The organism is Gordonia jinghuaiqii (assembly GCF_014041935.1).
Classification (GTDB): Bacteria; Actinomycetota; Actinomycetes; order Mycobacteriales; family Mycobacteriaceae; genus Gordonia; species Gordonia jinghuaiqii.
Window position 1 is genome coordinate 246,020 of the sequence record NZ_CP059491.1, and the last position, 14,522, is coordinate 260,541.

The 14,522-nt window shown below is 66.2% G+C and carries 17 protein-coding genes; 8 read left to right on the forward strand and 9 right to left on the reverse strand.

Annotated elements, in window-relative coordinates; translation table 11 throughout:
- Positions 1-6: 6 nt before the first annotated feature.
- The 9 genes from pcaG to H1R19_RS01035 form a co-directional block, all read right to left on the reverse strand.
- Positions 7-630, reverse strand: coding sequence for a protocatechuate 3,4-dioxygenase subunit alpha (gene pcaG / locus H1R19_RS00995; RefSeq protein ID WP_219850340.1), 624 nt, complete (start codon positions 628-630; stop codon positions 7-9).
- Entirely contained in the window at positions 623-1,342 is a 720-nt protein-coding gene (gene pcaH / locus H1R19_RS01000; protein WP_219850341.1) for a protocatechuate 3,4-dioxygenase subunit beta, read from the reverse strand. The genes pcaG and pcaH overlap by 8 nt, the downstream gene beginning before the upstream one ends.
- 76 nt (positions 1,343-1,418) lie before the next feature.
- Positions 1,419-2,150, reverse strand: a complete 732-nt coding sequence (gene phtC / locus H1R19_RS01005) for a 3,4-dihydroxyphthalate decarboxylase (RefSeq protein WP_188330776.1) — start codon at positions 2,148-2,150, stop codon at positions 1,419-1,421.
- Complete coding sequence (locus H1R19_RS01010; protein ID WP_219850342.1) at positions 2,147-3,346, reverse strand: NAD(P)/FAD-dependent oxidoreductase; 1,200 nt, start codon at positions 3,344-3,346, stop codon at positions 2,147-2,149. Before H1R19_RS01010 ends, phtC begins: the two co-directional genes overlap by 4 nt.
- Positions 3,343-3,540, reverse strand: coding sequence for a ferredoxin (locus tag H1R19_RS01015; protein WP_219850343.1), 198 nt, complete (start codon positions 3,538-3,540; stop codon positions 3,343-3,345). The genes H1R19_RS01010 and H1R19_RS01015 overlap by 4 nt, the downstream gene beginning before the upstream one ends.
- 40 nt (positions 3,541-3,580) lie before the next feature.
- Positions 3,581-4,363 (reverse strand): 3-(cis-5,6-dihydroxycyclohexa-1,3-dien-1-yl)propanoate dehydrogenase, encoded by a 783-nt coding sequence (gene hcaB / locus H1R19_RS01020; RefSeq protein WP_219850344.1) that lies wholly within the window; start codon positions 4,361-4,363, stop codon positions 3,581-3,583.
- The gene (locus H1R19_RS01025) at positions 4,360-4,671 is read right to left on the reverse strand and encodes a hypothetical protein (protein ID WP_188330780.1); all 312 of its coding nucleotides are present in this window, start codon (positions 4,669-4,671) and stop codon (positions 4,360-4,362) included. Before H1R19_RS01025 ends, hcaB begins: the two co-directional genes overlap by 4 nt.
- On the reverse strand, positions 4,668-5,255 hold the full coding sequence (locus tag H1R19_RS01030; protein WP_188330781.1) for a 3-phenylpropionate/cinnamic acid dioxygenase subunit beta: 588 nt from the start codon (positions 5,253-5,255) through the stop codon (positions 4,668-4,670). Before H1R19_RS01030 ends, H1R19_RS01025 begins: the two co-directional genes overlap by 4 nt.
- Positions 5,252-6,661, reverse strand: a complete 1,410-nt coding sequence (locus tag H1R19_RS01035) for an aromatic ring-hydroxylating oxygenase subunit alpha (protein WP_188330782.1) — start codon at positions 6,659-6,661, stop codon at positions 5,252-5,254. Before H1R19_RS01035 ends, H1R19_RS01030 begins: the two co-directional genes overlap by 4 nt.
- A gap of 417 nt (positions 6,662-7,078) precedes the next feature.
- On the opposite strand from H1R19_RS01035, the gene H1R19_RS01040 reads away from it, so the two are divergent.
- The 8 genes from H1R19_RS01040 (at position 7,079) to H1R19_RS01075 (ending at position 14,508) form a co-directional block, all read left to right on the forward strand.
- A complete protein-coding gene (locus H1R19_RS01040) occupies positions 7,079-8,086 on the forward strand; it encodes an AraC family ligand binding domain-containing protein (protein WP_188330783.1) in 1,008 nt (335 codons plus the stop codon).
- A 96-nt stretch (positions 8,087-8,182) separates the two neighbouring features.
- On the forward strand, positions 8,183-8,920 hold the full coding sequence (locus H1R19_RS01045; protein ID WP_188330784.1) for a DUF6081 family protein: 738 nt from the start codon (positions 8,183-8,185) through the stop codon (positions 8,918-8,920).
- Between the two features lie 54 nt (positions 8,921-8,974).
- Positions 8,975-9,736 (forward strand): FadR/GntR family transcriptional regulator, encoded by a 762-nt coding sequence (locus H1R19_RS01050; RefSeq protein ID WP_188330785.1) that lies wholly within the window; start codon positions 8,975-8,977, stop codon positions 9,734-9,736.
- A gap of 96 nt (positions 9,737-9,832) precedes the next feature.
- Positions 9,833-10,633, forward strand: coding sequence for an IclR family transcriptional regulator (locus tag H1R19_RS01055; RefSeq protein ID WP_188330786.1), 801 nt, complete (start codon positions 9,833-9,835; stop codon positions 10,631-10,633).
- Positions 10,634-10,650: 17 nt separating this feature from the next.
- Positions 10,651-11,220 carry a putative antibiotic biosynthesis monooxygenase gene (locus H1R19_RS01060; RefSeq protein ID WP_188330787.1) on the forward strand — a complete coding sequence of 190 codons (570 nt, stop codon included), beginning with the start codon at positions 10,651-10,653 and terminating at the stop codon, positions 11,218-11,220.
- Positions 11,221-11,520: 300 nt separating this feature from the next.
- Positions 11,521-12,501, forward strand: coding sequence for a 3-keto-5-aminohexanoate cleavage protein (locus H1R19_RS01065; protein ID WP_188330788.1), 981 nt, complete (start codon positions 11,521-11,523; stop codon positions 12,499-12,501).
- A gap of 44 nt (positions 12,502-12,545) precedes the next feature.
- Positions 12,546-13,307, forward strand: coding sequence for an SDR family oxidoreductase (locus H1R19_RS01070; protein ID WP_188330789.1), 762 nt, complete (start codon positions 12,546-12,548; stop codon positions 13,305-13,307).
- A 388-nt stretch (positions 13,308-13,695) separates the two neighbouring features.
- Positions 13,696-14,508 (forward strand): SDR family NAD(P)-dependent oxidoreductase, encoded by an 813-nt coding sequence (locus tag H1R19_RS01075; RefSeq protein WP_188330790.1) that lies wholly within the window; start codon positions 13,696-13,698, stop codon positions 14,506-14,508.
- Positions 14,509-14,522: the final 14 nt, after the last annotated feature.

Consider the following 14,522-nt stretch of genomic DNA (forward strand, 5'->3'; position numbering starts at 1 on the left):
CCTTTCTCAGACCTCGAAGAACGGGGTTTCCCGGCCCAGCGGATCGGTGTCCTGCACCCGGACCGTCCACCGGTAGCCATCGCCGTCCCTCGTGGCGATCAGCTTCGACCGTTCGTGCGGCGGCATGGTGGCCAGGACAGGGTCGAGTCGGTGGGCGGACGCGTCCTCCGGGAAGTACATGCGGGTGACGAGTCGGTCCAGCATCCCACGGGCGAAGATCGAGACATTGATGTGCGGGGCCTCGACGAGGTCCGACTCGGCGGGCAGCGGTGCGGGTTTCACCGTGTTGACGGTGGCGGTGCCCGACGCGTCCGCGGCACTCCGCGCGAATCCACGAAAACCGTCCATGTCACCGGCGAAGCGGTCGGTGGCACCGGCGAAGCCGCCGGTGGCATCGGCCTGCCACGTCTCGATCATCGCGTCGGCGACAGGTTCGCCGCCGCCGTCGATCACGGTGATGGCGATGCTGATCCGTCCGGGCGTCGAGGCGGAGACCACGTCCGGGCCGTCCTCCCAGAGGAGGCCGATGTGCCAATAGGGGCCCACGGTCTGCGACGGCGTCGGTCCGAACGACGCGGTGGTGAAGTCCCCGCGCGTGACCGGGTAGATCGGTGCCGCACGGTCAGTCATCACTGTCGTGCTCCTGCTCGAAGACGCTGGCCTCACGCCCACGCAGGACGATGTCGAACCGAAATGCCAGGGCCCAGTTCGCGATGTCGGCGTCGTGGTCGGCGACGCTGATCATGCGGTGCCGCGCGTCGGCCGGCACCGCGTTGAAGATGGGGTCCTGGAAGAACATCGGGTCGTCGGGAAAGTACATCTGCGTGACCAGCCGCTGGGTGAAGGCGGTGCCGAACAGTGAGAAGTGGATGTGCGCAGGGCGCCATGCGTTGTCGTGGTTCATCCACGGGTACGGCCCGGGTTTGATCGTCGTGAAGGAGTAGTGGCCCGTGGCATCTGTGGTGCAGCGGCCGAGGCCGTTGAAGAACGGATCGAGTGGCGCCGACCAGTTGTCGCCGGTGTGCCGGTACCGGCCGCCGGCGTTGGCCTGCCAGACCTCGATCAGCGTGTGGGGGACCGGTTTCCGGTCGCTGTCGAGAACCCGGCCGTGGACGACTATCCGCTGTCCCTGTGCCTCACCACCGTTCGCGATCGTGAGGTCGTCGTCTCCCGGCCGAAGCCGGTCGTGACCGAATACGGGGCCGGTCAGTTCGGTCAGCCTGTGGGGGAGGAGTCTCAGCGGTTGGCTGGGGTGGCGTAACGCGGTCGTGCGGTAGTCGGCGAAGTCGGCCGGGACCTTGACGTGGGTGGGGCGCTCGTGACCAGGAGGTAAGTGCAACATGGGTTCTGGTGCCGGTTCTCTCGTGGGTGGGGGAGGATGGGTCGGCTGTGCGTCGGCCGGGAAGCTGCGCGCGACCTCAGTCCGGGGAATCGAGGCGGGAGATCTCGTGCCGCCAGGCGGTGTCGAGGTTCAACGTGCCGCCGAGGTCCGGGAGATCGGCGAGATCCTCCGGAGGAATGGGCCGGATCGTGCCACCGGCGGCGGCGATGGACAGCGACAACGACGCGATCGTCGCGACCGAGGCGGCCCGCAGGACCGCTTCGGCGACTCCACCACCGGTAGAGGTCAGGCCGTGGCCGCGCATGACCACCACCGGGCGATCCCCGATCGCCCGGGCCACCTCGTCTCCGAGGGGCTCGGTGTGGATCAAGGCCGACCGGGGGTACTCCGGCACCCCGCCGTGCGCCAGGGCGGCGCCGGGGATGTCGTAGGCGCCGACGATGGGGAGGATCGGTAGTCCCGCCAGGTTCGCCGCGACGACGTCACGGGGATGCGCATGGACGACGCAGGTCACGTCGGGCCGGTGATGGAGGACCCGGGTGTGCAGCGGCAACTCGGCTGGTGCGCGGTACTCGTCGAGTTCGCCTGCCGCACCGGGTGCTCCGGTCATGTCCACCAGCCGGATGTCGCGTGCGGTGGTGTGGGCCAGCCCGCGTTCACGGGGGCCGCGGCATCGGATGAGCAGGCGGGACTCGTCGACGCGGACACTGATGTGTCCGAGGATTCCGGGCGCGAGCTCGCGCGCGGCCAGGACACGGCAGCCGAGTGCGATCTGTTCGCGCAGTTCGTCATAGGAGTGATCGGTCACGCCGGCACCACCTTCGCGTCGTCCCCGAGAGCGGATCGGGATGCGTGTCGGACGGCGATCGCCTTCCGCAGGCGAACCGACTCGCGAGGCCAGTTGACGGTGAACCCACCGGTCACCTCTCCTCGATCGTCGCGCCAGGTGGCGGCGAGGCGGAAGGGTTCGGCCTCCTCGACGACCTCCGGTTCGACGTGGGCGGGCCTGGTGCCGAAAAGGTGGATGCGCCAGTCGTACTGGTCGCTCCACACATAGGCGACCGGGTCGTGTGCGGCGACGGCGAGATCACCGGCGAGCCGGGCCGCGACACAGTTCGCCTGCTCGACGCCGTTCGTCCAGTGCTCGATCCGGGAGTGCGACCCGGTGCTCGGGCGGAACCATGCGGACACATCACCCACGGCGGAGATGTTCTGCCGGCCGACAACCCGGCCGTGCGCGTCGCAGAGGACGCCCTCGGGAGTGGCGAGCCCACCCGATCGGAGCCACTCGATGTTGAGGGAGGCGCCGATACCCACGAGAACGGTGTCGGAGGACGTCTCCGACCCGTCGGAGAACACGGTCCGCACGACGTCGCCGTCGCGTTCCATGGTCTGCACCGTCACGCCGAACCTGGTGGTGACGCCGTTGGCGTGGTGGAGATCGACGAGTCGTCTGCCGAGTCGGTCGCCGACGACCCGCGCCATGGGGACCGGGGCAGTGTCGGCGATGGTGACCGCGATGCCGCTCTTCCGTGCCAGCGACGCGACCTCGGCCCCGATGAACCCCGCGCCGACCACGAGCAGGTCGCTCGACGCGGCGAGTCGGTCCCGGAGCGCGCGCGCATCCGAGATACCGCGCAGCACCAGGACTCCGTCGATGTCCCACGGGGAGGGCCGTGCCCCCGCACCGGTGGCGATGACGAGATGGTCGTAGGCGACGGTGTCGCCGCCGGCGAGTTCGATCGAGGAGTCCTCCGGCCGGACGCCGGTCACGGCACGCCCCAGGTTGAGTTCGATACCGAGATCGGCCGCCTCGGCCGGAGTCAGCAACGGCACATGCGGATCGGCCCCGACCGGGAGCTTGGAGAGCGGTGGCTTGTCGTAGGGGACCTCGTCCTCGGCCTCGAAGACCCGAACCGCTCCGGTGTATCCCTGCGCTCGTAGGGCGCGGGCGGTGCGGATTCCGGCGACCGAGCCGCCGACGATGACGACTCCGGAGCTCACCGGTCCTCCAGCCACAGGGCCGAGGCCGGGCAACTCTTGGCCGCGGCCTCGACACGCGCGCGATCGGCCTCCTCGACGGTCGCCTGCAGCAGGACCACCAGACCGTCGTCATCGAGGTCGCAGTAGTCATCGGCGCCGACAACACAATTCGCGTACCCCTGGCACGCGCTCAGATCAACCTTCAGCACAGCCATGTGCGTCCTCCCAGTAAGTGACGGTCACGCGAGGGCGTGACTAGACCTTGATTCCCATCCCGCCGTCGGAATGGACCACCCGACCGGTGATCCCGCGGGCGCGGTCCGAGGCGAGAAACACATAACCCCAGGCATGGTCGGTGCCGGACAGAGCGACCGCCAGCGGGGTTCGACCGGCCAGCTCGGCCGCGCGATCGGGGCCGTCGAGGCGTCGCTCGGTGATCCCCAGGGACGACAACCCCCGCAGATCGGTGTTCAGGGTGCCGCCCGGCGCGACACTGTTGACCCGGACGTCGGGAGCGAGCTCGTAGGCCAGCGTGGTGACCAGCCCGCGGACGGCGAACTTCGAAGCGACGTAGAGGGTTCCACCGCGACCGGGATAATACGACGAGGTCGACTCGGTCAGCACCACGTTGCCCTTGGACTTCGTCAGCTCGCCCATGGCGGCCTTGACGCTGTGCAGGTGTGATCTGACGTTGATCGAGAACATCTCGTCGAAGGCGGAATCGATTGCGTCGGCGTCGATGTCGGCCAGCTTGCGGTAGAAGTCGAAGACACCCACGCAGTTGACCAGGATGTCCAGGCCGCCGACATGCCCGACCATCGCGGCGACCGCGGCCTCGTTCGCCGCGGCGGTGGTCGCGTCACCGCGCACGACGAGAACCTCGGGGTGTTCGGCGGCGAGTTCCCCGCATTTGTGCTCGCTGATCTCGAGGACGCCGACCCGGGCGCCCTCCTCGCCGAATGCGTCGATCACCGCCCGGCCGATACCCGAACCGCCGCCGACGATGAGGGCGCGCTTGCCCTCGAGCCACCCGCTCATGCCTGCTCCTCCTCGGCGATCAGCGGAGCGAAGGGATTGCCGACCATCGCGGAGAGGGTCGCGGCGTTCTGCCAGGTCAGCGCTTCGAGCTCGAGCGGATCGAGTGTGATCCACTGCCCGGACTTCGGTGACCGGATCAGAATCCGGGCGCCGTTGCGCGTCAACACCTTCGAGACCTCGATCTCGGAGAACTCGTTGCCGATCGTCAGCGCGGGCCCCTCCTGGTTCGCCTGGAGCCCGGAGAGCCGGTTGCCGGCACGTGCATTGGCCGCGGCGTCCTCGGCCTCCCCTTCCCACGAGAGCTTCACAGGAAGATCGCCAGGTTCTGGGTACGAAGCACCGACTCGTCGACCGCGATGTGGCGCCGGGCCAGCCGCCACCCGGATCCTTCGAGTCGCAACAGATCTGTGCGGCCCGCGGAGATCAGCGACGGTTCGGCCACGTCGCCGCGGCTGCGGAACAGCAGGACCGCAGACTCGACCACGAGCTCCTGGTCGTTACCGGTGGCGAAGGTCCGAACGTTGGACAGGTGGTGGCGGATACGGGACGGCGGATCCTCGGTCCATGCGTGCTCGGTCCGGAGTCGCGCAACGCGTCGGCTGAGCGAGTACTTGTCCTCGTCGAAGTGCGCCATCCGTTTCGCGGTGTCGTAGCCGGAGTTCAGTGCCGTGGTGACGCGGATCGGCATGAAGTAGTGGATGTCCTCGGCCAGCGAGTCGAGCCACGTCTCGTAGTCCTGGTGGTCGAGGGTGTAGGTCTCATCGACCAACCACTTGTGCGCCAACAGATGTCGCGGGTCGTCGAAGCCGAGGGACGGTCCGGTTGCCTCGGTGCGTGAGGCGTCCTGGCCCAGCGGCGACTGGTCGGAACGGATCGGGATGTGTGTGGTCATGCGGATGTCTCCACGGGAGTCGTGTCACAGGAGGCGGGGGTCTCGGGGGCGCCCACGGCGATGGAGGTGATCTCGGGGGGAGCCTTCTCGAGGTGGTCGGCCCATTCGTTGAGGAGGTGGCGCTGGTTGTATTCGCCGTAGCCGATGTGTGCCACACCCGGGCCGGCGAACTCGTCGGGGGTCAGCGGTGCCACGACCGGGCTGTCGTCGTGCAGCATGCCCATGCGGCCGTTGAGGAGCAGGCGCTGCGCCATCGAGCCCGCCGCGGTGTTGGTCAGCGAAACCCAGTTCTCGACGTCATCCTGTTCGAACATGCCGCTGCTGCCGAAGCACATCAGGTACGCCTTGTACGAGAGCTTCTTGAACTCTTCGGGCGCCTCCTTGTCCACGACGAACCACGACAGCACCTCGGTCTCGTCGGCGCTGATGGGCTGCCACTGCCGCAGCGAGATGAACGGCAGCACGTCGTCGGATTCGCCGACCTTGGGCCAGTTGTGGACAAGACTCAGGTTGGGGAACAGCGACGCGGCCGAGATCATGAAGCCGTCGCGCCCGATGACGTCGATCTGCTCCGGTGTCCACTGCTCTTTCATCCGGGCGATCATCTCGTCGGGGTACCCGACGTAGCCGACCCGCTCCTCGAACGTCCCGGGAGGCAACTTGTAGGTGGTGCCGCCGCCCTTGCCGGCCCAATATGTGTTGCCGTCCTTGCGCTTTTCGGCCTTCGGCTCACGGAACAAACCGATCTCGACGACGCTCGTGTGCGTCTGCGGGGTGTGGTACATGTCGCCCGCGAAGTTCTCGGCGCCGATCTTCCAGTTCGCCTTGATCCGCCAGCGCTGCGGCCCCAGCACCTCGACGCCGCTGGCGCTCTGCTTCGTGTAGTAGTCGAGGTAGAACGCGAAGTCGCCCAGGAAGTCTCGCAAAGGGGGTGCGTCCGGGTCCATCGAGACGAAGATCAATCCGTTGAAGGTGTCCAGGCTGGGGGCCGGCAGAAGTCGTTGGCCCTTCTTGGCGAAACCCTGCTCACCGCCGTAAGCCTCCTTGTGAAAGGGCAATCCGACGATCTTGCCGTCGTTCTTGTACGACCAGCCGTGATACGGGCAGCGGAAATGGGAGGCGTTGCCCTGTTCGGCCCGGCACACCTGCATTCCGCGGTGAAGGCACATGTTGAACATCGCGTGGATCTCACCGGACTGATCACGGCTGACGATGAACGAGTTGTCCACGACGCGGCGAACCACGTAGTCGCCGACCTCCGGGATCTCCGATTCGTGTGCCACGAACATCCATGAGCGGCTGAAGAGCCGCTCCTTCTCCGCGGTGAATACATCGGCGTCGTTGTAGATGTGGGCGGGAAGCATGCCCTTTCGGACGTTCCGCAGAACGTCGTCGGCGTCGCGCATGTGGACCTCGTTTTCGAAGAGAGCTGGACTTAAGGGGAGTCTGCTGTGAAGAGCGATTGGTGTCAATGACTCTGCTGGGCGGGCGCAGTCGTGTCCGTTTTGCCCTCCTAGCTGGGTAAACACCAAATCATTCGGTGATTCAGGCGCTCCGCGCCGAGGGTCGTCGATTCCTTCCGGGAGTGCTGAGGTCGCTCTGTATGCACTGGTCAGAAGGCTAGTACCAGTGCGGCGGGAGGCGCCGGGTGGTTATCGGAGAAATAATTTGACCCTGTCTGTACAGCAGAACAAGCCTGCGAGTTGCTTGTGTGCAACCGGGCTTGAGTGTTCACTGTGACTCAGCTCATGGCAGCCGACGGGAAGTGCTTGACAGCACGCGGCCAGCAGAGCGCATCTACCCGTGAGCGGTTGAGGAGAACAATGACCGAGCCTTTTGTCGACCTGTACACCCGGAACGGCTTCGCCGGCCCGGTGGGGACCATCCTGCGGTCGCACTACGCCCCGCCGTACGCGCGGGTCAAGGGAACCTATGCTCCGCGTCGAATGGACGTGCACGCGGTTGCCGAGGAGCTGTTCCGCAGTGCCGGTGAGCTTCCCGTGGCCGTACTCGAGGCCGACGACGTGAGCATCGAGCTGGCCTACCGCACCGAAGGGTCCTCGACCGCGGTGCGCAACGTGCTGGCCGACGAGATCCATTACATCCTCGAGGGTGCGGGCCGGCTCGAGACCGACTTCGGCGTCCTCGACGTCACCGCCGGTGACTTCGTGCTCCTGCCCCGGGCGGTGACCTATCGGTTCTCGTCGATCAGTACCCCGATCCGCGAGATCATCGTGGTGACCGGTTCGGAGATGGTGTTGGACCCGCAGCCGCCGGTCGCGCTGGACGTGGCCCGGCACGTCGATGTGCCCGCACCCAATCCCGTTGCGCGCGAGGATGGCCCGTTCGAGGTCATCATCCGGCACGGGAGCGACACCACGACCTACACCTTCGACGCGGACCCGATGCCGTGCATCGGGACCGGGGAAGGTCCTGTCGTGCGCCGGTTCTCGTTCGAGAACGTGCCCCACCTGACGTTCGAGCAGACCGGACCCTTCCCGCCGAAGCTGTTCGACGACGCCACGAGCCGGGTCCTCATGTTCAACCTCAGTGACCGGGAGAGCCCGCGCCCGCCCATCCACCACAACGCCGACTTCGACGAGCTCATCTTCTACGTGGCCGGACCCGGCCGGTACGGCGAGGTCGACGTGCCGGGGACGATCATGTGGACCCCCAAGGGGATCGTCCACCACGGGCCCGCCGAGGATGTCCCCCATGGCTACCGCGCGTTCCTGGTGGAGACTCGTTCGCCGCTGCGGCTCACGCCGGCCGGCGAGACGATCTCCACGCTGATGGAGACGGGCATGTTCGGCTTGTTCGACAACAACTGACCCGACCTTCCCACTCTCTCCGAACATCGCCGATTTGTCTGCGATGTCGTTCTCCCACGCCCTCATCGCGAGGGCGGTCACCTGAAAGGACCGATGATGACCATCACCGATGACATCGCATCTCCTCACTACGACGACTTCGCCGGGACCGAGCTCGACACCGACAAGTGGATGTTCCTCGAATACCCTCTGCCGGACGGGAGTTCGCATGTATGCGCCGAACCCAACGCGCAGGTGTCGGTGGGCGACGGTGCATACGCGGTTCGCATCGAGCGCTTCGACAACCATCACGGTGTCCAGATCATCGACAACCCCAAGCACCTGCTGTTCACCACCAAGGCCTTCGAATTGCCGGCGGTCGGCCAATCACGGTTCTCGGTACGGATGTCTGCGGAGGGACTCAACACCACGGCATACGACTACCGCGACGGATTCGCGGCATTCAATGTCCTTGACCTGGTGGACGGCTGGGTGTTCGATCTCGCGGCGTCCTCCGATCGGATCTTCGCGATTCACGAGCGGCTGCCGTTTCCCGGCGTCGTCGCGCCGTTCACCCACTGCGTCGACGCGCCGCTGAGTGGGCTGAACACCGAACCCGGTGCCGAACACCGGTATTCGGTGGCACTGGATCGCGAGGCGCGCACCGTCGTCTGGGAGGTCGACGGGCAGCCCGTGTACTGGATTGCCGACGCTGACGTACCCGAACGCGTGCAGGTCGGATTCGGGGTGTTCACGTTGCACCCGGTCCAGGACGACAGCAGTGTGTCGCTGCGCGGGCAGGGCTTCTCGGCCCGTTGGCGCGATCTGACCGTCGAGATACCGAATAGTGCATAATGGCGGGGTGAATCGGCCCTTGGCCGGTTGCCGGGCATGGGATCGGGGGATCGTATGACGGGGTTTCGGGCGTCGCCGACGCGCCAGGTGCGTCTGTATCAGGAGGTGGCGGACCAGCTCCGCGAGGCAATCCTCTCCGAGCAGTTCCGCCCAGGCGACCGGTTGCCGATCGAAACCGAGCTGGCCGCGCAGTTCGGCGTGAGTCGCGCAGTCGTCCGTCAGGCGACCCTGAATCTGGAACATGAAGGGCTGGTGACGGTTCTCGTCGGCGCCGGTGGCGGGACGTTCGTCACCGAGCCCGATCCGCTGCCGGTCCTGCGTGCGCTGGAGAACTACTTCCGGCACCGGGGAGTGCCGTTCGAGGACTATCTGCATGCCAAGCGGATTCTGGAGCCGACAGTCCTCAACGACATCATGAGATTCAGCGACGGCGCTCACCGGGAGCGGTTGAAGGCGAGTACCGATGAGTTCGCGCGGGCGATCGACAACGGTTCCCCCGACGGGCTGCTGTTGACTCGGGCGTTGGACTTCCACGAGATCCTGATCTCGGAGGTGGGTAACCCGGTGTTGGAACTGGTGCTCGGCGCACTGGTCCGTCTGGGAGATCGGGTTCCGGAGTTCCGGCAGACCCGGAATCCGAACTGGGAACACATCCTCGAGGAGCACCGCGGAATCCTGAAGGCGCTCGAGGACAACAACGCCCGAGAGTTCCGGGCGTTCATGCTCGAGCACCTCGAGTCCGTGGAGCACATCTACGGTGACGACCACTTCCTGGATCCGGCGCCTGCAATCGCCGAGGACGGTCCCGAGCGCTGAGTGCAGTGCTTCTCACCGCCCGAACTGCGGTGAGAAGCACTGTGGGGCACCGAAAACCGCCCCGAGAATGTCTGCACATCGGGTACTGTCACTGGTATGCAGACAAACCCGCCGGGGCGTCGGTTTCAAGATCCCTCGATACCGGCACCGCAGTATCCGATCGAGTCGGTGGACAACGCACTCAAACTCGTCCTGCTGCTCGGCGAGCAGTCCGAGATCCGGATGACGGATGCAGCCCGCTACCTCGGGGTCGCCACGTCGACAGCGCACCGTCTGCTGGCGATGTTGCAGTACCGCGGATTCATGCGCCAGGACCCGGTGTCGAAGGTGTACCGGGCGGGCCCGGCGCTGACGTGGGTCGCCTTCACGATCTTCGGTCGCCTGGATATCCAGGGCGTGGCCAACCCGGTCCTCCGAGACCTCAGTGAGCGTCTCCGGGAGACCGTCCACGTGGGAATACTCGATGGTGCGAGCGTGCGATTCGTCGCCGCGGTGGAGAGTCCGGCCGCGGTGCGCGTGGCATCCCGACTGGGTCGGACGATGCCGGCCCATTGCACCTCGACGGGAAAGGCGCTGCTGGCACGACTGTCGACCGAGGAACTCCGGCAGCTGTATCCGACGGAGAACCTGGAGACGATCACACCCCACTCGCTCGCTTCCCGGTCGGAGCTCGAGGCCGAACTGGCTCGGATTCGAGAGCAGGGCTTCGCCACGAACCAGGGAGAGAGCGAAGACGATGTGGCCTCGGTGGCGGTGCCGATCGTGACCCGTGCTCCAGGGCTACGGCTGGCCTTGAACGCCTCGGCGCCGCAGCACCGCCTTCGCCAGTCGCACTACAGGCCGCTCGCGGCGGTACTCGTCGAGGCCGCTGCAGAGATCGGCGAGCAACTCGGCTGAGTCAGGAAGGATTCGCCATGACCGGACACATCCGGTTTCCGGTCACCGTCGCGGTTCGTCGCCGCGCCAAGCCGGAGTCGGTCGGTGCCCTGTGGAACTGGGCTCAGGAGTTGTGTGAGGCGGCGCGCGCGCACCCGGGATTCATCGGCTCGGACCTGAGCGTGCGTGGCCAGGGTGATGCACCCGAGCTCGTCATCGGTCTCAGTTTCGACAGTTCGGAGAGCCTCGCGGCATGGGAGCGCAGCGAGGAGCGGGTCGGACACCTCGAGGGCGGCTCCTCGGTGACCGACGGGCCCGTCGTCGGTCTGACCGTCGCAGACTTCGACCGTGGCCTCTTCGGGGGCTCGCCGGGGCAGGTCGCAGTCGCCCCACCGCGATGGAAGACGGCGGTCGTGGTGTGGACGGCCCTCTTCCCGGCGGCATTGGTACTGAACACCTTCCTGATGCCGGGTCTGCCTCAGATGCCCACACCGGTGACCACACTCATCAGCACATTGCTCCTGGTCCCGTTCGTCGTCTGGGTTGGAGTGCCCCTTGTGCACCGGTGCTGGGAGTGGATCGCCGGCCTGGGCGAATCTGCAGAGTAGACAGACGGAGAACAGATAGCCAAGGCGCGCTGCGGAATTCGAATGAAACGCCCCGACCATGGGGCTGGCCCCAAAGGTTCAAACAATGTATGTTCGAGATGTGGGACGTTCGGCCCCTTCGTCATTCGTCCCCTTCGCCGCTCGCCATCCGCGGTACATCGCTCGAATAGACCGATCATTCTCCGCACCGCAGTCGACACCCGACACACGCCCATCTCACCTGTCGATGTGAGCCTGCGGCGTCACCCCTACCGCATCACCCCCACCACGTCACCACCACAACACCTTTGAGGAGCCCCGATGTCCGAACATGTATCACTGTGGGAAGCCGCAGCCCGCGAGATGGAGGACTACGCCTTCGTCGCCGATCCTGCGCTGCAGCCGAAGTGGGATGTGCCGGAGAAGATCGCGATCAATGTGGCGGTTGCCGGCCGCGCCGGCGTCGGCGATTCGGCGGCCTACCCGGTCGACATCGAGGAGTACATCGATTCCGCCTCGGAGGTCATCGAGGCCGGCGCGGTCGGGGTCCACATCGACTTCACCTGGGTCACCGACTCCAAGGGGCGCCGACTCGACAAGGATCTACCCCCCACCGAGGCCTACGGTCTCGTCCTCGATCCGCTGCGGAAGCGGTTCGGTCACGACTTCGTGGCGAACCTCAACGTGCTGAACGGAAAGACGTTCGAGGAGTGCATGAGTCCGGCCGTCTCCGGTCAGGCCGAGGTTGCGCCGTGTGCGGCCGGCCATCCCGAGGAGTTCGTGATCCCGGCGGTGAAGACTCTCACCGCACACGGCGTCAGCCCGGAGATCGTCGTACACAGCTCGGGCGAGATCGAGTTCGCCAAACGCCGGCTGTTCGACACCGGCCTCGTTGCGGGACAAAGTAACTGGATCGTCCTCTACGGCCTCCCGGTGGATGTGGGCCGCACCCTGATCTCGGGTGCGTGGGTGACCGATACGCGGTCGATGGCCACACATCTCATGCTGATGGTCGACCAGATCCGGCAGATCGATCCGAATGCGGCGATCACGGTGTGCAATGCCGGACGCGCGAACCTCTACATCACGACATTGGCGACGATGCTCGGCCTGAACATCCGCGTCGGACTCGAGGACAGTGGATGGAAGCACCCGAACAGCGATGAACTCACCGCCAGCAATCTCGAACTGTTCACCCGCGCGAAGACGATCGCGGCCGAACTCGGCCGCACGGTCGCCTCTGCCGACGACTACCGCACTCAGATCGGGTTGCCCGCGAGGGCCGGCACCCCGCAGGCCTGAGCATTCCCACGCCGTACGACACGGCCCGTCTACAGGAGAATCACATGAACGAGAACGAATTCGACGGCAAGGTTGCGTTGGTCACCGGCGCGGCGTCGGGCATCGGTAGAGCCTCCGCGCTGGCCTTCGCGGCCGCCGGTGCCAGAGTCGTGGTCGTCGACCTCGACGAGGTCCAGGGCAGGAAGACGGTGGAGCTCGCCGGTGGGGACGACGTGGCATGCTTCGTCCGCGCGGATGTCTCCGACCAGCAGGACGCCGAGCGGATGGTCGAGACGGCGCTCTCGAAGTTCGGGCGGCTCGATGCGGCCCACAACAACGCCGGGATCGAGATCGCCGGAAAGTCGATCGCCGATCTGCCGCGCGAGGACTGGGACAAGGTCATCAGCGTCAACCTGAGCGGGGTCTTCGCCGGTATGCGGGCGCAGATCCCCGCCATGCTGGAGTCCGGTGGCGGCGCGATCGTCAACACCGCGTCGGCACTGGGTACCGTCGCACTCCCCAATCAGGCCGCGTACGTGGCGTCCAAGCACGGGGTCGTCGGCCTCAGCAAGGCTGCGGCCATGGAGTACTCGGCACAGGGAATCCGCGTCAACGCGTTGTGCCCCGGCGTGATCCGGACACCGATGGTCGAGGAGATGGCCGCCCACGATGCGGGCTTCCTGCCCCTGATGAATCAGATGCACCCGATCGGACGCCTGGGCACGACCGAGGAGATGGGCGCGGTCACCCTGTGGCTCTGTTCGTCGGCGGCGTCGTTCGTCACCGGACAGGCGATCCATGCCGACGGCGGTTACACGACGCACTGACGTCTCGCCCTTCACCACTGCCCGTGCGGCCCTCACCACGTGAGGGTCGCACGGGCAGTTGCGTTCTCAGGTGTTGATGCTGTGCCGATCGCCGTGCCGGGCCGTTTCGGAGCAATCTCTGCAACACAGACATTCGTTGCGCGAAAACTGCTCTGCCACATAGGCTTCGAAATGAGATGTGAGCCACAGTCCACAGTCACATCCCAGTGGATGCGCAGCATCATGATTTCGGCCGGCTCCGGCGGAAGTCACTTCACGGGCGCGAGTCCCGGTCCCCACACGAAGGAGAACTGATGACATCGATGTTGTTGTCCCATACGCCGTTCACGGCGCCCCAGGAGGGAACGCGCTCGGTTCTCCGACGTGTCGGCTCAAGCGGGGCTCTCGCATGAGCGCCGTTACGGAGCCGGGAACGGCGGCGGCGCAGCCGAACACCTCAGCGGGACGCCTTGCGGGCAAACGTGTGCTGATCACGGGGACCGGCGGCGGGCAGGGTGAGGCCGCGCAGGCGATGTTCGTCCGAGAAGGCGCACGCGTCATCGGATGCGACGTCCAGGCGGGCCGTGCAGAGGCCACCGCGAACTCGCTGGCATCCGCGGGTCACGACGCGTGGGGCACCACCGTCGACCTCACCGACCCCGCCGCCGCGGCGGCATGGGTGGAGGAGGGCGCCGAACGTCTCGGCGGAATCGACGTGTTGTACAACAACGCGGCGGGTTTCGGCTTCGCACCGTTCCCGGACATCACCTATGAGATGTGGAAGCACGTCATCGACGTCGAGCTCAATCTCGTGTTCACGGTGACCAGCCCGGCGTGGAAGCACCTGGTTGCCTCCGGTGCGGGCTCCATCATCAACGTCGGTTCGATCTCGGGAATCCGAGGCGTCGCACCACTGGGCCAGGCGGCGCACTCGGCCGCGAAGGGCGCGATCATCGCGTTGACGAAATCCCTGGCAGCCGAAGGCGCCGAGCACGGGCTCCGTGTCAATGCCATCTCTCCGGGATTCGTGGCATCACCCGCCACCGATGCCGCCGTCGACGAGCAGGGCCGCAACTACATGTTGGGTCTACATCTGATCAAACGCGCCGGCACCGGTGATGACATCGCGTCGCTGGCAACGTATCTCGCGTCTGACGAGTCATCCTGGGTCACCGGGCAGAACATGGTGATCGACGGCGGATGGTCGTCGGGATTCAACTGATCCCGTCGCAAGCA